This window comes from Phytobacter sp. SCO41, assembly GCF_003073275.1.
GTDB classification, from domain to species: Bacteria; Pseudomonadota; Gammaproteobacteria; order Enterobacterales; family Enterobacteriaceae; genus Phytobacter; species Phytobacter diazotrophicus.
The window spans coordinates 3,719,018-3,737,938 of the sequence record NZ_CP027225.1 but is presented as its reverse complement, the minus strand read 5'-3'; the positions used below and the strand labels follow the sequence as shown (position 1 = coordinate 3,737,938).

16 protein-coding genes are annotated in these 18,921 nt (G+C 52.0%); 14 read left to right on the top strand and 2 right to left on the bottom strand.

The features are described from left to right. Positions 1-290 precede the first annotated feature (290 nt). The gene (gene ycaO, locus C5523_RS18310) at positions 291-2,051 is read right to left on the bottom strand and encodes a 30S ribosomal protein S12 methylthiotransferase accessory factor YcaO (RefSeq protein ID WP_108702356.1); all 1,761 of its coding nucleotides are present in this window, start codon (positions 2,049-2,051) and stop codon (positions 291-293) included. 137 nt (positions 2,052-2,188) lie between these two features. On the opposite strand from ycaO, the gene C5523_RS18305 reads away from it, so the two are divergent. The 14 genes from C5523_RS18305 (at position 2,189) to C5523_RS18235 (ending at position 18,070) form a co-directional block, all read left to right on the top strand. Further along, complete coding sequence (locus C5523_RS18305; protein ID WP_039078543.1) at positions 2,189-2,881, top strand: DUF421 domain-containing protein; 693 nt, start codon at positions 2,189-2,191, stop codon at positions 2,879-2,881. Positions 2,882-3,043: 162 nt separating this feature from the next. Beyond that, the gene (gene serC, locus C5523_RS18295) at positions 3,044-4,132 is read left to right on the top strand and encodes a 3-phosphoserine/phosphohydroxythreonine transaminase (RefSeq protein ID WP_071194692.1); all 1,089 of its coding nucleotides are present in this window, start codon (positions 3,044-3,046) and stop codon (positions 4,130-4,132) included. A 71-nt stretch (positions 4,133-4,203) separates the two neighbouring features. Beyond that, positions 4,204-5,487, top strand: a complete 1,284-nt coding sequence (gene aroA, locus C5523_RS18290) for a 3-phosphoshikimate 1-carboxyvinyltransferase (RefSeq protein ID WP_039078545.1) — start codon at positions 4,204-4,206, stop codon at positions 5,485-5,487. 158 nt (positions 5,488-5,645) lie between these two features. Further along, positions 5,646-6,404 carry a M48 family metallopeptidase gene (locus C5523_RS18285; RefSeq protein WP_039078546.1) on the top strand — a complete coding sequence of 253 codons (759 nt, stop codon included), beginning with the start codon at positions 5,646-5,648 and terminating at the stop codon, positions 6,402-6,404. A gap of 172 nt (positions 6,405-6,576) precedes the next feature. Further along, a complete protein-coding gene (gene cmk / locus C5523_RS18280; RefSeq protein WP_039078547.1) occupies positions 6,577-7,260 on the top strand; it encodes a (d)CMP kinase in 684 nt (227 codons plus the stop codon). 111 nt (positions 7,261-7,371) lie between these two features. Further along, a complete protein-coding gene (gene rpsA, locus C5523_RS18275) occupies positions 7,372-9,045 on the top strand; it encodes a 30S ribosomal protein S1 (protein WP_039078548.1) in 1,674 nt (557 codons plus the stop codon). A gap of 217 nt (positions 9,046-9,262) precedes the next feature. Next, entirely contained in the window at positions 9,263-9,550 is a 288-nt protein-coding gene (ihfB, locus tag C5523_RS18270) for an integration host factor subunit beta (protein WP_039078549.1), read from the top strand. A gap of 211 nt (positions 9,551-9,761) precedes the next feature. Continuing rightward, positions 9,762-12,026: a ComEC family protein gene (locus tag C5523_RS18265; RefSeq protein ID WP_108701730.1), complete on the top strand. Its 2,265-nt coding sequence runs from the start codon at positions 9,762-9,764 to the stop codon at positions 12,024-12,026. A 36-nt stretch (positions 12,027-12,062) separates the two neighbouring features. Further along, on the top strand, positions 12,063-13,811 hold the full coding sequence (gene msbA, locus C5523_RS18260; protein WP_039078551.1) for a lipid A ABC transporter ATP-binding protein/permease MsbA: 1,749 nt from the start codon (positions 12,063-12,065) through the stop codon (positions 13,809-13,811). Beyond that, entirely contained in the window at positions 13,808-14,785 is a 978-nt protein-coding gene (gene lpxK / locus C5523_RS18255; RefSeq protein ID WP_071194688.1) for a tetraacyldisaccharide 4'-kinase, read from the top strand. The genes msbA and lpxK overlap by 4 nt, the downstream gene beginning before the upstream one ends. Before the next feature lie 42 nt (positions 14,786-14,827). Next, positions 14,828-16,057, top strand: a complete 1,230-nt coding sequence (locus C5523_RS18250; RefSeq protein WP_079496815.1) for a winged helix-turn-helix domain-containing protein — start codon at positions 14,828-14,830, stop codon at positions 16,055-16,057. A gap of 54 nt (positions 16,058-16,111) precedes the next feature. Continuing rightward, complete coding sequence (locus C5523_RS18245) at positions 16,112-16,294, top strand: Trm112 family protein (RefSeq protein WP_039078554.1); 183 nt, start codon at positions 16,112-16,114, stop codon at positions 16,292-16,294. After that, positions 16,291-17,037 (top strand): 3-deoxy-manno-octulosonate cytidylyltransferase, encoded by a 747-nt coding sequence (gene kdsB, locus C5523_RS18240; protein ID WP_071194686.1) that lies wholly within the window; start codon positions 16,291-16,293, stop codon positions 17,035-17,037. The genes C5523_RS18245 and kdsB overlap by 4 nt, the downstream gene beginning before the upstream one ends. 139 nt (positions 17,038-17,176) lie before the next feature. After that, positions 17,177-18,070, top strand: coding sequence for a YcbJ family phosphotransferase (locus C5523_RS18235; RefSeq protein WP_039078556.1), 894 nt, complete (start codon positions 17,177-17,179; stop codon positions 18,068-18,070). On the opposite strand, the gene elyC is transcribed toward C5523_RS18235, so the two are convergent. Beyond that, positions 18,047-18,826: an envelope biogenesis factor ElyC gene (gene elyC, locus C5523_RS18230; protein ID WP_108701729.1), complete on the bottom strand. Its 780-nt coding sequence runs from the start codon at positions 18,824-18,826 to the stop codon at positions 18,047-18,049. The genes C5523_RS18235 and elyC overlap by 24 nt on opposite strands. Between the last annotated feature and the right edge of the window lie 95 nt (positions 18,827-18,921).

Sequence of the window (18,921 nt, the reverse complement as noted above, 5' to 3'; positions counted from 1 at the left end):
GCAAATGCAGAGTAACGTGTTGATTATCCAAGTAAAAATAAAGTTTAAAATTTGCAATTACAGTTGAATTTTTTTATGCGGCCTCCCAAACAACAGTTAATTAAAATGGGGTAATTGCCATAAAGAGTAACAATAATCCCTGGGTTTATATAAATATATTCACCCAAGGTTAACTTAATTATTACAATTGGCGCTCATTGCCGAAATATAAATAAAAAGGGGCAATGAAATTGCCCCGTAATATAACGTAGACCTGTGATTAAGCCTACAGATTGTCGTGTTACTTGTCGTTAATTCGACCAAAAGGCACGTTTGGCCCGTTGTAATTTTTCGTAAGCCGCTAACAAGCCCAGATGCGCCGGAAACGCCGTCAGTGAACCATCCGCTGCCTGCAGACCATAGAAAGGCGCTTCTCCGCTTAGCGCCGCGCTGGCCGCTTCAACCGCATCTGCACCGTACATGCGCACAAAAGCGTTCAGATATTGCAGCGGCTGACGCTCTTCTTCCTGAGACAGTTGCAACAGCGTTTGCAAGCAACGGTAATAATTGATGCGCTCAGCGCCGAAGACCGAACCATTGAATTCAATTGTCCATTCCGTCCACGAGAGCGCCTGATCAAGGTCGCCACCCGCCAGCGCGAGCATCGCTTTCAGTTCGCCAATACGTAGCGTAAACCAGCCATTGTCTTTACCGGTCGCCACACCCAGCAGCTCCCGGACGCGGGTGAAATCGTCATGACCTTCTTCATCAAGCTGATCAATAAGATTCAGGTAGTCTTCTTTTTCCCACTCGCTGCCTGGCAGAGAGAGGATTGTTTCACGCAGATGGCTGCCCATGCTGTTGTTTGCCAGCCAGAGATCTTCCGCCGGATAAATATCTGACATGCCCGGAACCAGGATGCGGCAGGCGTAAACGCCCAGATGCTCGTAGTCGGCGATGTACACTTCTTTATCTTCTGCATTGAAGATGGCCATAAGGGTGGCAAACTCTTCTTCGGTTGTTCCGGCAAAGCTCCAGTCAGCAAACGGGTAGTCTGCATCCTGCTTGAACAGATCCCAGGAGATCGAACCGCTGGAGTCGATAAAGTGCGTTTCGAGGTTGGTATGCTCTGCGACTTCTTCATCATCAAACGTCGGCGGGGTAAAGACATCCAGATCTTTCAGGCTGCGGCCCTGCAGCAGTTCGGTCACGGTACGTTCGAGTGCCACGCCAAAATCCGGGTGTGCGCCGAATGAGGCAAAGCAGGTGCCGTTAGCCGGGTTAAACAGGACAACGCAAATCACCGGATATTGACCGCCCAGCGAGCCATCATAGGCAAAAATCGGGAAACCTTCGGCTTCCAGTTTCTCAATAGATGCCACAATGCCAGGATAGCGTGCAAGAACCTCGGCAGGAATTTCAGGCAGGCTGATACGTTCGCTGATGATACGGTTTTTAATATGACGTTCGAAAACCTCGGACAAACCCTGGACGCGAGCTTCATTACGGGTATTGCCCGCTGACATGCCATTGGAGACATACAGGTTACCGACGATATTCATCGGAATATAGACGGTTTGTTCATCTGACTGGCGGGTAAAGGGCAGGGCGCAAATCCCGCGTTCTTCATTGCCGGACTGCAGATCGATCAGCATGCCTGCCGTCAGTTCGTTTTCCGGATCGTAAAATGCGCGCAGACGCGGATCGAGAATACCTTCCGGCAGTGTGTCGTCTTCGGTCAGCGGGAACCATTTCTCATTTGGATAATGGACGAATGGGCCATTAGCCACTTCATCACCCAGCCAGAAATCGGCAAAGAAATAGTTAGTGGACAGACGCTCAAAATATTCACCCAGCGCAGATGCCAGTGCCGCCTTTTTGGTTGCGCCTTTACCGTTAGTAAAGCACAGCGCGCAGTCTTTATCGCGAATGTGCACGGACCAGACGTTCGGTACCGGGTTTAGCCAGGAAGCTTCTTCAATATTGAAGCCGAGGTCGAGCAGTTTTTGCTGGAAGCGAGCGATGGAATCTTCCAGTGCGGCGTCTTTGCCGGGGATATAGGTTTGCGTCATAGCAGTCACTTTTTTGTACGTAAAGCGGGCAATCATACGGGTTTTACGTGACTGACGCTATCTTCGGGGCCCGGTCTGCGAAAATAAAACTTTTGACTATCATTAATGAACCTAACTCGTTGTTCGGACATAAAAAAATGAAAGCGTTTGATCTCCACCGCATGGCGTTGGATAAAGTTCCTCTGGAGTTTCTTGGCGAAGTGGCGCTTCGCAGCCTCTATACCTTTGTTTTGGTCTTTATATTTCTCAAAATCACGGGGCGGCGCGGCGTGCGTCAGATGTCGCTCTTTGAAGTATTAATCATCCTGACGTTAGGCTCAGCGGCAGGCGACGTTGCGTTTTATGACGATGTGCCCATGCTTCCGGTACTGGTGGTATTTGTTACTCTGGCCGTACTGTACCGCTTAGTAATGTGGTTCATGACGCACAGCGAGAAACTCGAGGATCTGCTGGAAGGTAAGCCTGCCATCATTATCCACGAAGGGGAATTTGTCTGGGAGAAATTAGATAAGCAGAACATGACGGAATTTGAATTCTTTATGGAACTACGCATCCGTGGCGTCGATCATCTTGGGCAAGTGAGGCTGGCTATCCTGGAGACCAATGGTCAACTGAGTGTCTTTTACTATACGGATGAGGATGTAAAACCGGGTCTGTGCATTTTGCCTAAGGCATTTTCTGAACGTTTCACTACCATACCGGAAGCGGGAGACTACGCCTGCGTTCAATGCAGTAAAATCATTGCCATGCCTGCGGGCTGCCATCAATTATGCCCGCGTTGTGCAAATCCAGAATGGTCGAAGGCAAGCCGGGGAATTCGGGTAACCTGATAGCCATTATGTCGGTTTTATGACGATTCAGCGGAAGAATGTTTTGTGTGACAGCGACCGCATATTTGGGGTCATAAGTTTTAGACATTGCGGCGCGTGTCACTGAATGATAAAACCGATATCCACTGTTATAACTTATTGCTTTTAGCGTGGTGAGGGGAAATGGCTCAGGTCTTTAATTTCAGTTCAGGTCCGGCAATGTTACCGGCGGATGTGCTTAAACAGGCTCAACAGGAGCTTTGTGACTGGCATGGTCTTGGTACATCGGTGATGGAAATCAGCCACCGTGGTAAAGAATTTATTCAGGTGGCTGAGGAAGCAGAAAAGGATTTTCGCGATCTGCTGAATATTCCCTCGAACTACAAAGTTTTGTTCTGCCATGGCGGCGGCCGTGGTCAGTTTGCCGGTATTCCGTTGAACATCCTCGGTGATAAAACCACTGCAGATTATGTTGACGCAGGTTACTGGGCGGCGAGTGCAATCAAAGAAGCAAAAAAATACTGCTCCCCGAATGTTATCGACGCAAAAATCTCTGTTGAGGGTCAGCGTGGTGTGAAGCCAATGAGCGAGTGGCAACTGAGCGATAACAGCGCCTATTTGCACTTCTGCCCGAACGAAACCATTGACGGTATTGCCATCAATGAAACGCCGAACTTTGCGTCCGATGTGGTTGTCACGGCGGATCTCTCTTCCACTATTCTGTCAACTCCGCTGGATGTCTCCCGCTACGGTGTGATTTATGCCGGTGCGCAGAAAAATATCGGCCCGGCAGGCTTAACGCTGGTGATCGTTCGTGAGGATTTGCTGGGTAAAGCGCATCAATCTTGCCCTTCAATTCTGGATTACACCATCCTGGCGGAAAACGACTCCATGTTTAACACGCCGCCGACGTTTGCCTGGTATCTTGCTGGCCTCGTCTTCAAATGGCTGAAAAACAACGGCGGCGTTGCAGCCATGGACCGTATTAATCAGCAAAAAGCTGATCTGCTCTATGGTGTCATTGATAAAAGCGATTTCTACCGTAACGATGTTGCCAAAGCGAACCGTTCTCGCATGAACGTTCCGTTCCAGTTGGCTGACAACGCGCTCGACAAAGTTTTTCTGGAAGAGTCGCTGGCGGCAGGGCTACATGCACTGAAAGGCCACCGTGTGGTTGGGGGTATGCGTGCCTCTATCTATAATGCGATGCCGCTGGAAGGCGTAAAAGCGCTGACCGACTTTATGGCTGACTTCGAACGTCGCCACGGCTAAATTTGGCTTGCCCCGTACCCCCGTAGCCTGGCTGCGGGGGTTTTTATTCTGTTTGTTGAGAGTTGAGTTTCATGGAATCCCTGACGTTACAACCCATCGCGCGGGTAGATGGCACCATTAATCTGCCTGGTTCAAAAAGTGTTTCCAACCGCGCCTTGTTGCTGGCCGCCTTCGCACAGGGCACCACCGTTCTGACCAATCTTCTGGACAGCGACGATGTGCGCCATATGCTCAATGCGCTCAGTGCGTTGGGAGTTTCCTTCACGCTGTCTGCGGATCGTACCCGCTGTGAAGTAACCGGCGTCGGTGGACCGTTAACGGCAGAAAAACCGCTGGAATTATTCCTGGGTAATGCAGGTACGGCAATGCGACCATTGGCAGCAGCGCTGTGCCTTGGCAGCAATGACATTGTCCTGACCGGCGAACCGCGTATGAAAGAACGTCCGATTGGCCATCTGGTGGATGCGCTACGGCAGGGCGGCGCGCAGATTGATTATCTGGAACAGGAAAATTATCCGCCTCTGCGTCTGCGCGGCGGGTTCAGCGGCGGCGGCGTCGAGGTTGACGGCAGTGTATCGAGCCAGTTTTTGACTGCATTGCTGATGACCGCTCCGCTTGCAACGCAGGATACCGTTATCTCCATTAAAGGAGACCTGGTTTCCAAGCCCTATATCGACATTACGTTGCATCTGATGAACACTTTCGGTGTCGAGGTTGAAAATCAGCAGTATCAGCGCTTTGTCGTGCGTGGTAAGCAGCAGTACATCTCTCCGGGGCACTATCTGGTAGAAGGTGATGCTTCCTCTGCCTCCTATTTCCTGGCGGCCGGCGCAATTAAAGGCGGCACGGTGAAAGTCACCGGTATTGGGCGCAACAGCGTGCAGGGCGATATTCGTTTTGCCGACGTACTGGAAAAAATGGGTGCGCAGGTTGTCTGGGGTGATGATTTTATTTCTTGTACGCACGGTGAACTGAACGCCATTGATATGGATATGAATCATATTCCTGATGCGGCGATGACCATTGCGACGGCGGCGTTATTTGCCCGCGGTACTACCACGATGCGTAACATCTATAACTGGCGCGTTAAAGAAACCGACCGTCTTTTTGCCATGGCGACAGAACTGCGTAAAGTCGGCGCCGAGGTGGAGGAGGGTGAAGATTATATTCGCGTAACCCCACCTGCCCACATTCAGTATGCGGAAATAGGCACCTATAATGACCACCGTATGGCAATGTGCTTCTCGCTGGTGGCGTTGTCGGATACACCTGTCACGATCCTCGATCCGAAATGTACCGCCAAAACATTCCCTGACTATTTCGAGCAACTGGCGCGGATCAGTACGCTTGCCTGATTCTGTTCCTGTTGCTTTGCTTCTGACGCCGACTTCTGTCGGCGTTGTTGTTTTCTCCGCCTTGCTGCCTTCCCCATTGAATGCTATTTTTGCGCATCATCTTAATATAAGGTGATGATTTATATATATTTTATATGTTTAATCAACGGATGATTCACATGACAAATACAAAGAAACTTCTGGCATTAGCCGTGGCAGCGGTAGTGCTGGTAGGTTGCAAAAATATGAATGCTAATATGCTTGCCAGCTCGGGTGTCTCTGCCTTCAAAGCGGCAACATTATCGGATGCTGATGTCAAAGCGCTGTCGAACGATGCCTGTAAGCAGATGGATGCCACCAACAAAGTGGCGGGCGCATCAAGTAAATATACAAAACGCCTGAATACAATAGCGAAAGCATTGGGCAACAATGCCGACGGTACGCCTGTTAATTATAAAGTCTATTTAACGTCGGATGTGAATGCCTGGGCAATGGCGAACGGCTGCGTTCGTGTTTACAGTGGCCTGATGGACATGATGACAGATAACGAAGTCGAGGCGGTTCTGGGTCATGAGCTTGGGCATGTGGCGCTGGGCCATTCGAAGAAAGCCATGCAGGCTGAATACGCGACGATTGCCGCCCGTGATGCGATTTCTGCGACCAGCGGCGTTGCGGCGCAGCTGTCCCGCTCACAGCTGGGGGATTTGGCAAATGGCGTTATCAATTCCGCATTTTCTCGCAGTCAGGAGTCGGATTCGGATGATTTTTCCTATGATTTGCTGAAAAAACGCGGCATTAAAACACAAGGGCTGGTGACCAGTTTTGAAAAACTGGCGAAAATGGACTCCGGCCACGCGAAGTCACTGTTCGATTCTCACCCGCCATCAGCGGAGCGCGCGCAGCACATTCGTGATCGTATCGCCGCAGATAAAAAGTAAATAATTGTCACTTTCGGGCTGGTAATCCTCCAGCCCCTCTATAATTGCGCAAACCTTCTTCACTCAGCACGATTCATCCCGTTATTTATACCTGGTAGTAACGGTCATTGACGTTGCAGCGTATAATGCGCGGCGTTTACGTTAACGGTATGCCTTTATGAAGGAGAAAAAGATGGCGGCAATTGCCCCGGTAATCACCATTGATGGGCCTAGCGGTGCGGGGAAAGGCACTCTGTGCAAGGCAATGGCGGAAGCGTTGCAATGGCATCTACTGGATTCAGGCGCAATCTATCGTGTGCTGGCGCTGGCGGCGCTGCACCACCATGTTGATGTCACCTCAGAAGACGTACTGGTTCCGCTGGCAGCGCATCTCGACGTACGTTTTGTCTCGACTGACGGCAACCTTGAAGTGATTCTTGAAGGTGAGGACGTGAGCGGTGAGATTCGTACGCAGGAAGTCGCTAATGCAGCATCGCAGGTTGCGGCTTTTCCACGCGTGCGTGAGGCTCTGTTACGTCGTCAGCGCGCTTTTCGTGAAGCGCCGGGCCTTATCGCCGACGGGCGCGATATGGGAACCGTCGTATTCCCCGATGCGCCAGTGAAAATTTTTCTTGACGCCTCCTCCGAAGAGCGTGCGCACCGCCGCATGCTACAGTTGCAGGAAAAGGGGTTTAGTGTTAATTTTGATCGCCTTTTATCCGAGATAAAAGAGCGCGATGACCGCGATCGTAACCGCGCCGTCGCCCCACTTGTTCCTGCAGAAGATGCTTTAGTGCTGGATTCCACCAGTTTAACTATTGAGCAAGTGATTGAAAAAGCGCTACAATATGCGCGCCAAAAACTGGCGCTCGCGTAATCGCGACAGAATTAGTAGTACCCCCGCTGCAAAGGATTGACGGCGGGTATGTGAAACAACCCCATCCGGCACGGAGCCAGGTGGACGTTAATATTAACCTGAAGATTAAACATGACTGAATCTTTTGCTCAACTGTTTGAAGAATCCTTAAAAGAAATCGAAACCCGCCCGGGTTCCATCGTTCGTGGTGTTGTTGTTGCTATCGACAAAGACGTAGTACTGGTTGACGCCGGTCTGAAATCTGAGTCTGCCATTCCGGCTGAGCAGTTCAAAAACGCCCAGGGCGAACTGGAAATCCAGGTTGGCGACGAAGTTGACGTTGCTCTGGATGCAGTAGAAGACGGCTTCGGTGAAACCCTGCTGTCCCGTGAGAAAGCTAAACGTCACGAAGCTTGGATCACGCTGGAAAAAGCGTACGAAGAAGCTGAAACTGTTACCGGTGTTATCAACGGCAAAGTCAAAGGCGGCTTCACTGTTGAGCTGAACGGTATTCGCGCGTTCCTGCCAGGTTCTCTGGTAGACGTTCGTCCGGTTCGCGACACGCTGCACCTGGAAGGCAAAGAGCTTGAATTCAAAGTCATCAAGCTGGACCAGAAGCGTAACAACGTTGTTGTTTCTCGTCGTGCCGTTATCGAATCCGAGAACAGCGCTGAACGTGATCAACTGCTGGAAAACCTGCAAGAAGGCATGGAAGTTAAAGGTATCGTTAAGAACCTCACTGACTACGGTGCATTCGTTGATCTGGGTGGCGTTGACGGCCTGCTGCACATCACTGACATGGCCTGGAAACGCGTTAAGCATCCGAGCGAAATCGTCAACGTGGGCGACGAAATCACTGTTAAAGTGCTGAAGTTCGACCGCGAGCGTACCCGTGTATCTCTGGGCCTGAAACAGCTGGGCGAAGATCCGTGGGTTGCTATCGCTAAACGTTACCCGGAAGGTACTAAACTGACCGGTCGCGTAACCAACCTGACTGACTACGGCTGCTTCGTTGAAATCGAAGAAGGCGTTGAAGGCCTGGTACACGTTTCCGAAATGGACTGGACCAACAAAAACATCCACCCATCCAAAGTTGTTAACGTTGGTGACGTAGTGGAAGTTATGGTTCTGGATATCGACGAAGAACGTCGTCGTATCTCCCTGGGCCTGAAACAGTGCAAAGCTAACCCGTGGCAGCAGTTCGCGGAAACCCACAACAAGGGTGACCGTGTTGAAGGTAAAATCAAGTCTATCACTGACTTCGGTATCTTCATCGGCCTGGACGGCGGCATCGACGGTCTGGTTCACCTGTCTGACATCTCCTGGAACGTTGCAGGCGAAGAAGCAGTTCGTGAATACAAAAAAGGCGACGAAATCGCAGCTGTTGTTCTGCAGGTTGACGCAGAGCGTGAGCGTATCTCTCTGGGCGTTAAACAGCTCGCAGAAGATCCGTTCAACAACTACGTTGCTCTGAACAAGAAAGGCGCGATCGTAACCGGTAAAGTAACTGCAGTTGACGCGAAAGGCGCAACCGTAGAACTGGCGGACGGTGTTGAAGGTTACCTGCGTGCTTCTGAAGCATCCCGTGACCGCGTTGAAGACGCAACTCTGGTTCTGAACGTAGGCGACGACGTTGAAGCTAAATTCACCGGCGTTGATCGTAAAAACCGTGTAGTTAGCCTGTCTGTTCGTGCTAAAGACGAAGCTGACGAGAAAGATGCTATCGCAACTGTTAACAACAAACAGGAAGACGGCAACTTCTCCAACGCTATGGCAGAAGCCTTCAAAGCAGCTAAAGGCGAGTAATATTTCGCCATACTTTGGACTGCCAGACGGCTGTTAGTACATCGCCTCGGTAAATGACCGGGGCGATATTGCGAAGCAATGGTGTCTGACACGCGAAGTATGATGAGTATACTTGACAGATTACAGATTTCGTCCTGTAATCAAGCACAAAGGGCGGCTACGGCCGCCCTTGTTCAAGCTGTTAAGCTAATTTGCCCTGAAGGAAACCGGAGGAATCATGACCAAGTCAGAATTGATTGAAAGACTTGCCAGCCAGCAATCGCACATTCCCGCGAAAGCGGTGGAAGACGCGGTGAAAGAGATGCTGGAGCATATGGCCTCTACTCTTGCCCAGGGTGAGCGTATTGAGATCCGCGGTTTCGGCAGTTTTTCTCTGCACTATCGTGCACCCCGCACCGGACGTAATCCGAAAACGGGCGATAAAGTGGATCTGGAAGGGAAATACGTTCCGCACTTTAAGCCGGGTAAAGAATTACGTGACCGCGCCAATATTTATGAAGGTTAAGTTTTAATCTGTATTGAAACCTAATCATCGTGAAAAGCACCGACAGGTGCTTTTTTCATTTCTGGTCCTTGCATCCTGGAAAGCTGCTCGCAAAATGCGTGTTTTTAGATGCAAGCGCGTTTAAATCTGCCCACCCTCGCCGCAAAACAAGAAAATCATGCCAGACGGCATACGTAACGCTGGTCACACTTCCCGTAACAAGGAGGTGGGCATGCCATTACCTGCATTAGCACTTTGTGTGAACTTAGGCATATTGCCACTATTATTTCTCCCGACACTGCCTGAAATTGAACATGTCTGGATGATAGCTGTGACAGGATTACTGCTCGCCAGCAGGCATCAGCGCTACATTCGCTATGCAGGTTTTACGGTTCTGTTTTTCGCCTGGGGATTACTGGCGGCATTACAGGTCCTGTGGCCTACACAACATTTGCCGGGTGCGAATCGGCAGGTGAGGGTAGTGATTACCGGCACCGATCATGCAACAACGCACTATGCTGACATCACCCACCTGGATGGTAAACGCCTCATTCCCGCGGCAGGCATTACGCTCTACGGCGAATATTTGCCGCAATCTGTGTGCGTTGGTCAGCAGTGGGATATGACCATAAGAGCACGGCCTATACATGGGCAACTCAATGATGGGGGATTCGATACTCAGCGCCATGCGTTGTCGTCGCATTTACCGCTGACCGGTCGCTTTGTGAAGGCAAATATTGTAAATGGCCAGTGTAGTTGGCGTGGCCGATATCTGAATTCGCTGAGTACGCATCTGGAAGCGTACCCCTGGCGGCAGGTCATCATGGCGCTGGGGCTTGGTGAACGTGCGGCGCTGGATAGTGACGTAAAAGATATCATGCGTCAGACGGGCACAGCCCATCTGATGGCCATATCGGGGCTGCATATCGCACTGACAGCGATGATGGGTGTGCTACTGACCAGAGGCGTGCAGCGCTTTTTCCCCGCAAGACGAATCAACTGGCATTTACCGCTACTGATAGGTGTGGTCTGTGCTATCTGCTATGCCGGCTTAACGGGGATGCAGCCACCCGCCTTTCGAACCAGTCTCTCTATTGGCATATGGGCTGCATTACGTCTCTCCGGGCGCTTGTGGACACCATGGCAGGTCTGGGTGTGCTGCATTGCCGGTATACTGTTTATCGACCCTATTGCTGTGTTGTCGCAAAGTTTATGGCTGTCTGCTTTCGCCGTCGCGGCACTGATTTTTTGGTATCAGTGGCTCCCGTTACGGATTCATAACCTGTGCTGGTGGCGCCGGATCCTCATCGACCTGCTGTATATCCAGGCGGGAATGACATTATTACTGATGCCGCTGCAGGTTTTGTCTTTTCACGGCCTTAGCCTGAGTTCAATGGCGGCGAATTTAATCGCAGTACCGCTGGTTACTTTTGTCACGGTCCCACTTGTCCTCTTCGGTATGCTGCTGCATCTTATCGGCCCGCAAAGTATTGAATCATGTGTCTGGTATCTGGCTGATGGTTCTCTTGCGATTTTATTCTGGTTTCTGCAGAGCTTGCCGCTCGGCTGGATTGATGTCGATGCGCGCTGGCTTGGGCTAGCCTGGCTTCCCTGGTTTTTTCTTATCATGGGAAAATTACGCTGCTGGCGCACCTTTCCTGCTGCCAGTTGTACGGCAGTTCTTCTCCTGCTATTCCCTTTTTGGCAGACCCATCGCGACGGTGACTGGGCGGTACATATGCTTGATGTAGGCCAGGGGCTGGCGATGGTTATTGAACGCAACGGTAAAGCAATTTTGTACGACACCGGGCTTGCCTGGCCGGGTGGGGATAGCGCGCAGCAACTGATTACCCCGTGGTTGCGTTGGCATCATCTGCAACCGGAAGGCATTATTCTCAGCCATGAGCATCTCGATCATCGGGGAGGGCTTAATACTCTTCTCGCCGACTGGCCATCACTGTGGGTTAAAAGCCCGTTGGGCTGGGCCGGCCATCAGCCCTGTTTTCGCGGTGAACGCTGGCAATGGCAGGGGCTTACTTTCACGGCGCACTGGCCACTCAACGGCGTGCAAATGAAGGGAAACAATCGCTCGTGCGTGGTCAAAGTCGATGACGGGCAACAAAGCATACTGCTTACGGGAGATATTGAAAGCGCAGGGGAAATGGCGATGATGAGCCATTACTGGCAGCATCTCCAGGCTACACTTATCCAGGTGCCTCATCATGGCAGCAACACCTCTTCCACGCTCCCTTTTATTCAGAGGGTGAATGGAAAGGTGGCGCTGGCATCGGCATCGCGTTACAACAACTGGCGTTTGCCGTCGGCAAAAGTGCAAAAGCGCTATCGGCAACAGGCTTACCAGTGGTTTGATACGCCGCATCATGGGCAAATAACAGTCTTATTCTCGCGGCAAGGTTGGAAAATCTTAAGCTTACGCGAGCAAATTTTCCCACGTTGGTATCATCAGTGGTTTGGCGTACCTGGAGATAACGGGTAGAATATGCGGCTATTTCAACAAGTGCTGGTTTTTTGAATGCATAACGACAAAGATCTCTCTACATGGCAGACATTCCGCCGACTTTGGCCCATCATTGCGCCGTTTAAAACGGGTTTGATCGTGTCGGGAGTAGCGTTAATCCTCAACGCAGCCAGCGATACATTCATGTTATCGCTCCTCAAACCATTACTGGATGATGGTTTTGGTAAAACGGACCGCTCAGTGTTGCTGTGGATGCCACTGGTGGTTATCGGGCTGATGATTTTACGCGGCGTCACCAGCTATATATCCAGCTACTGTATTTCATGGGTTTCTGGCAAGGTGGTAATGACCATGCGCCGCCGCCTGTTTGGTCATATGATGGGGATGCCCGTATCCTTCTTCGACAAACAATCTACCGGGACGCTCCTGTCCCGCATTACCTATGACTCTGAACAGGTCGCTTCTTCCTCTTCCAGTGCGCTGATCACTGTGGTTCGTGAAGGGGCATCTATCATCGGTCTGTTTGTGATGATGTTCTATTACAGTTGGCAACTGTCGGCAATCCTCATAGTACTTGCGCCGATCGTCTCTTTTGCTATTCGCGTTGTGTCAAAGCGCTTTCGCAATATCAGCAAAAACATGCAGAACACGATGGGGCAGGTAACCACCAGCGCCGAGCAGATGCTGAAAGGGCATAAAGAAGTGCTGATGTTTGGCGGTCAGGAAGTAGAGACCAGCCGCTTTGAGAAAGTCAGTAACAAGATGCGTCTGCAGGGCATGAAAATGGTCTCTGCATCATCCATTTCTGACCCGATCATTCAGCTTATTGCCTCACTGGCGCTGGCATTTGTGCTTTATGCCGCAAGTTTCCCAAGCGTGATGGATACCCTGACGGCAGGGACCATTACCGTGGTGTTCTCGTCAATGATTGCTCTGATGCGCCCGCTTAAATCGCTGACCAACGTCAACGCACAGTTTCAGCGCGGGATGGCTGCCTGCCAGACGCTGTTCGCGATTCTGGATAGCGAGCAGGAAAAAGACGAAGGTACGCTGGTGATTGAACGTGCAAAAGGCGACGTTGAGTTCCGTGATGTGACCTTTACTTATCCGGGGCGCGAGACGCCTGCACTGCGTAATATCAACCTGAGTATTCCTGCAGGAAAAACGGTGGCGCTGGTTGGCCGCTCTGGTTCGGGTAAATCGACCATGGCGAGTCTTATCACGCGCTTCTATGACATTGATAAAGGCCAGATCCTGATGGATGGTCATGATCTGCGTGAATATAAGCTGACGTCATTGCGTAACCAGGTCGCACTGGTCTCGCAAAATGTGCACCTCTTCAACGATACCGTGGCAAATAACATTGCCTATGCCCGTACGGAAGAGTACAGCCGTGAGCAGATCGAACAGGCGGCGAAAATGGCCTATGCCATGGATTTCATCAATAAGATGGACAATGGTCTGGACACCATTATCGGTGAAAACGGTGTACTGCTTTCCGGCGGCCAACGTCAGCGTATTGCGATTGCCCGTGCGCTGTTGCGTGACAGCCCCATCCTTATCCTGGATGAGGCAACATCGGCACTGGATACGGAATCCGAGCGTGCGATTCAGGCGGCGCTTAATGAATTGCAGAAAAACCGTACCTCACTGGTGATTGCACACCGCCTTTCTACGATCGAGCAGGCAGATGAAATCGTGGTGGTAGAAGATGGGCGTATCGTTGAGCGTGGAAGCCATAGCGAGCTTCTGGCGCAACGTGGTGTCTATGCGCAGTTGCATAAAATGCAGTTTGGCGAATGATTGCGCGCATCTGGTCCGGTGAATCACCGCTGTGGCTATTGTTATTACCGCTGTCCTGGCTCTATGGCCTGGTCAGCGGCATTATTCGTTTGTGCTGGCGTCTGGGGTTGAAAAAAGCCTGGCAGGCACCCGTTCCCGTTGTCGTGGTCGGTAATCTGACTGCGGGCGGCAATGGTAAAACGCCGGTAGTTGTCTGGCTGGTTGAACAGTTACAGCAGCGCGGTATCCGGGTAGGTGTGGTTTCCAGAGGGTATGGCGGTAAAGCCGCGCACTACCCGCTGTTGCTTACCCCTGACACTACGACCACCGAGGCGGGTGATGAGCCAGTGCTTATTTTTCAGCGTACGGGCGCGCCTGTCGCTGTGTCTCCCGCCAGAGTCGATGCCGTTAAAGCACTTTTGGCGGACTCACCTGTGCAACTGATCGTCACCGACGACGGCTTGCAGCACTATCGTCTGCACCGCGATAAAGAAATTGTCGTTATTGATGGCGTGCGACGTTTTGGTAACGGCTGGTGGCTACCCGCAGGGCCGATGCGTGAGCGGGCATCGCGTCTTAAAACCGTTGACGCTGTGATCACCAACGGTGGCATTGCGCAGCCTGGCGAAATAGCCATGCGATTGCAGCCAGGGTTGGCCGTGAATTTACTTACCGGTGAGCGCCGTAATGTCAATGCGTTGCAAAATCTGGTTGCAATGGCCGGAATTGGTCATCCTCCGCGTTTTTTTGCTACGCTGCATGAAAGCGGCGCGCGTCCGGTGAAAACCGTTGCGTTGGCCGACCATCAGGCACTTTCCCGGCAGGATGTTGCGGCACTGCTTGAACCAGAGCAGACGCTTATCATGACGGAAAAAGATGCCGTCAAGTGTCGCGCCTTTGCGGAAAATAACTGGTGGTATCTGCCTGTGGATGCGCATCTTGAGGATAAGCAAGCAGAGAAGTTGTTGCAGGAACTCATAAATCTGGTGCGCTGACGCTCTTGTCGTGGCGCGCCGTGTTCTACAACCGGGAAGCCTATGTCTGTGCCACAAATCACGCTGCAAACGGCCCGTCATCTTCATCTTGCCGCTCAGGGCTTACTGAGAAAACCATCCCGTCGCGCCACCCCTGGCGACATCCTGACGACGATTCAACGTATGTCGTTGCTACAAATTGATACCATCAACATTGTGGCGCGTAGTCCCTATCTGGTACTTTTCAGCCGTCTTGGCAAATACCCTACCCAGTGGCTTGATGACGCGCTGAAAAATGGCGAACTGATGGAGTACTGGGCGCACGAAGCCTGCTTTTTACCTCGTAGCGATTTTGCCTTATTCCGCCATCGTATGCTTGCCCCGGATAAGATGGGCTGGAAGTATCGCGAGGCATGGATGCAAGAGCATGCGCAGGAAATTGAGTCGCTCATCGCACACATTCAGCAAAACGGCCCCGTTCGTTCGGCTGATTTTGAACATCCGCGTAAAGGGGCCAGCGGATGGTGGGAATGGAAGCCACATAAGCGCCATCTGGAAGGGTTGTTTACCGCAGGGAAGGTGATGGTTATCGAACGCCGCAATTTCCAGCGCGTTTATGATCTTACTCATCGGGTGATGCCACACTGGAATGACGAGCGTGACTTATTGACGCAGGCTGAGGCCGAACACCTTATGCTTGCGAAGAGTGCGCGCAGCCTGGGCCTCTTTCGTGCTGAATGGCTCGCGGATTATTACCGTCTGCGCCAGCCTGCGTTACCTCTGTTGCTTGAGCGTCTCCAGGAAGAGGGCAACATTGTCCCGGTGGATGTCGAAAAGCTTGGCCCCGCCTGGCTGCATACTGATTTATTGCCGCAGCTTGAACTCGCGGCAGCCGGAAAACTGACGGCAACCCATAGCGCTGTGCTCTCACCTTTCGACCCGGTTGTGTGGGATCGCAAACGGGCGGAACAACTGTTTGATTTTAGCTATCGGCTGGAGTGCTATACGCCTGCGCCAAAACGTCAGTACGGTTATTTTGTGCTGCCGCTACTGCATCGTGGCCGTCTGGTCGGGCGAATGGATGCCAAAATGCATCGCAAAGAAGCGGTGCTGGAGGTCATTGCGCTCTACCTGGAAAACGGGGTAAAACCGGGGCGCATGCTTGAAAATGGGCTTATAACCGCTATCGGTGATTTTGCCCGCTGGCAAGGCGCGCAGCGTGTTACCTTTGGAAAACTGCCGGAAGGGCTTTTTATTGAGCATCGTCAGGGGCTGGAAGTCGACGCAGCCTGACCAATGAATATGGTAAAATTTGCGGATCATGCGTCAGATCCGCCAGGAGGAAATATGGATCATCGGTTACTGGAAATCATCGCCTGCCCGGTTTGTAACGGCAAACTCTATTACAGCCAGGATAAACAAGAACTGATTTGCAAAGTGGATAGCCTCGCTTATCCCGTGCGCGAGGGCATTCCAGTGCTGCTGGAAAACGAAGCGCGCTCATTAACAGAAGAAGAGAGTCGGCCATGAGTTTCGTTGTCATTATTCCAGCGCGTTACGCGTCCACCCGTTTACCGGGCAAACCTTTGGTTGATATCAATGGGAAACCCATGGTGGTGCATGTGCTGGAACGTGCGCGTGAGTCAGGGGCGGCGCGCGTTATTGTTGCGACCGACCATGCTGATGTTGCGCGTGCGGTAGAAGCGGCGGGTGGAGAGGTTTGCATGACCCGCGCCGATCATCAGTCCGGAACGGAGCGTCTGGCCGAAGTTGTCGAAAAATGTGGTTTCAGTGATGACACCGTGATCGTCAATGTGCAAGGCGACGAACCGATGATCCCGCCGGCCATTATTCGTCAGGTGGCAGAAAACCTGGCCGCTCGCGACATTGGCATGGCTACGCTGGCAGTGCCGATTCATCATGCCGATGAAGCATTTAATCCGAACGCGGTGAAAGTGGTAACCGACGCGCAAGGCTATGCGCTCTATTTCTCGCGGGCGACCATTCCGTGGGATCGTGACCGTTTTGCTGTTTCTCGTGAGACAATTGGTGATACCTTCCTGCGTCATATCGGTATTTACGGTTATCGTGCCGGCTTTATCCGCCGTTATGTAAACTGGGAAGCCAGTCCGCTTGAAAATATCGAAATGCTGGAGCAGCTACGCGTACTGTGGTACGGCGAAAAAATTCACGTCGCTGTTGCGACGGAAGTTCCGGGTACAGGGGTTGATACGCAGGAAGATCTGGTGCGCGTGCGCGCTGAAATGCGTTAATTTTCCCTTCTCAATCCCCTCACTCTGAGGGGATTTGCTTTTTTCCAGCAAATTCTCGTATTGATTTGATCTCATCAGGTGACATCCCGTCATCCGGCGCTCATTATAAAAGCAGTAGTCTTCATGAGGGCAATCTGATATGGAACAACTGCGCGCTGAATTAAGCCACCTGCTGGGTGAAAAGCTGAGCCGCATGGAATGTGTCAGCGAGAGACCTGATACGACGTTATGGTCCTTGTATGACAGCCAGGGAAATCCGATGCCGTTACTGGCGAGGAGTTTTTCCACCCCTGGCCTTGCACGTCAACTGGCATGGAAAATCTCAATGCTGGCACGCAGTGGCACGGTACGTATGCCTGTCGTGTATGGCGTAATGACCCATGAAGAACATCCAGGGCCAGATGTCCTGCTTATGGAACGCCTGCGCGGCGTGCCGGTTGAAGCGCCTGCACGTACCCCCGAACGCTGGGAACATCTGAAAGATCAAATCGTGGAAGGGTTATTGTCCTGGCACAGACAGGACAGCCACGGCTGTGTGGGAATGGTGGACAATACTCAGGAGAACATCTGGCCCTCCTGGTATCGCCAGCGGGTAGAAGTACTATGGACCACGCTGAATCAGTACCACAATACGGGGCTCACGATGCAGGATAAACGTATCCTCTTCCGCACCAGGGAGTGCCTGCCGTCGCTGTTCGAAGGGTTCAACGACAATTGTGTACTGGTGCATGGCAATTTCAATTTGCGCAGTATGTTGAAAGATGCCCGGAGCGACCAGCTTCTGGCGATGGTCGGGCCGGGTATTATGCTCTGGGCGCCGCGAGAATATGAGTTGTTCCGCCTGGCGGATGGCCCGCTGGCCGAAGGGCTGTTCTGGCATTATCTCCAGCGCGCACCGGTCGCAGAATCCTTTATGTGGCGGCGCTGGCTCTATTTGCTGTGGGATGAAGTGGCGAAACTGGTGAATACCGGCCACTTCAGTCGCCCCAGTTTTGATTTGGCGTCTAAGTCACTCCTTCCCTGGCTTTCCTGAGTCACCTTTCAACCACTGCCAGATCCGCCCTAGTGTTTCATACCCGACCCGGTCGCTGTGCATAAGCCAGACCGGGGACGGGATGGCGCGTTCCCACGGATTGAGAGGGGAAACGATAGCCATCTGATTCGCGGGAGCGGGCAGGGGATGGAGCCCCGCATTACGGAAGAAAACCATTGCCCTTGGCATATGTGATGCGGACGTCACCAGTAAAAAAGGCACATCGCCAATAGCCTGTTTGACGGCGGCAGCTTCCTCTTCGGTATCTTTCGGTGAATCCAGGGTGATGATATCGCTGCGCGGTATGCCCAGGCTCTCCGCCACTCTGGCTCCGGCTTCTGCTGTGCTGACCGGGTTCGTTTTTGCCGCCGCGCCGGTAAAGATTAATTTCGCACCAGGATTCTGATGTAACAGGCGAATGCCTTCATTCAAACGTGGCAGGCTGTTATTAATGAGATTTGAGCTTGGTGCCCAGGCGTCATTCCAGGTGTAGCCGCCGCCCAGAACCACGATATATTTGACCGTCTCTGCGCCGCGCCAGGTGGGATAGCTGTCCTCGATGGGTTTGAGCATTTTGTCCGCAACGGGTTGCAGACTCAGCAGCAGAAGAATCAACCAGCTTGCGCTAATGATGCCTTTGCCCGTTTTTTGCCAGCGACTGAACCAGACAAGCAACAGCCCAAAACCAATCAATATAAGCAATGCCGGCAGGGGCAGCATCAGGCCGCCAATGTATTTCTTGAGCGTAAAAAGCACGCGTCCGTCTCCTTTTTAACCATACAGCAGGCGTTTTGCGTGGATCTTACACCAGATGGGTTCATTCTGAGCACGGCTGTGACAAAATAGCGGTT

Coding starts and splice junctions, on each gene's coding strand:
- aroA (WP_039078545.1), top strand. CDS start 4,204: ATGGAATCCCTGACGTTACAACCCATCGCGCGGGTAGATGGCACCATT.
- C5523_RS18250 (WP_079496815.1), top strand. CDS start 14,828: ATGTCTGTGCCACAAATCACGCTGCAAACGGCCCGTCATCTTCATCTT.
- rpsA (WP_039078548.1), top strand. CDS start 7,372: ATGACTGAATCTTTTGCTCAACTGTTTGAAGAATCCTTAAAAGAAATC.
- C5523_RS18285 (WP_039078546.1), top strand. CDS start 5,646: ATGACAAATACAAAGAAACTTCTGGCATTAGCCGTGGCAGCGGTAGTG.
- C5523_RS18265 (WP_108701730.1), top strand. CDS start 9,762: ATGCCATTACCTGCATTAGCACTTTGTGTGAACTTAGGCATATTGCCA.
- lpxK (WP_071194688.1), top strand. CDS start 13,808: ATGATTGCGCGCATCTGGTCCGGTGAATCACCGCTGTGGCTATTGTTA.
- ihfB (WP_039078549.1), top strand. CDS start 9,263: ATGACCAAGTCAGAATTGATTGAAAGACTTGCCAGCCAGCAATCGCAC.
- C5523_RS18245 (WP_039078554.1), top strand. CDS start 16,112: ATGGATCATCGGTTACTGGAAATCATCGCCTGCCCGGTTTGTAACGGC.
- serC (WP_071194692.1), top strand. CDS start 3,044: ATGGCTCAGGTCTTTAATTTCAGTTCAGGTCCGGCAATGTTACCGGCG.
- cmk (WP_039078547.1), top strand. CDS start 6,577: ATGGCGGCAATTGCCCCGGTAATCACCATTGATGGGCCTAGCGGTGCG.
- kdsB (WP_071194686.1), top strand. CDS start 16,291: ATGAGTTTCGTTGTCATTATTCCAGCGCGTTACGCGTCCACCCGTTTA.
- C5523_RS18235 (WP_039078556.1), top strand. CDS start 17,177: ATGGAACAACTGCGCGCTGAATTAAGCCACCTGCTGGGTGAAAAGCTG.
- msbA (WP_039078551.1), top strand. CDS start 12,063: ATGCATAACGACAAAGATCTCTCTACATGGCAGACATTCCGCCGACTT.
- ycaO (WP_108702356.1), bottom strand. CDS start 2,051: ATGACGCAAACCTATATCCCCGGCAAAGACGCCGCACTGGAAGATTCC.
- C5523_RS18305 (WP_039078543.1), top strand. CDS start 2,189: ATGAAAGCGTTTGATCTCCACCGCATGGCGTTGGATAAAGTTCCTCTG.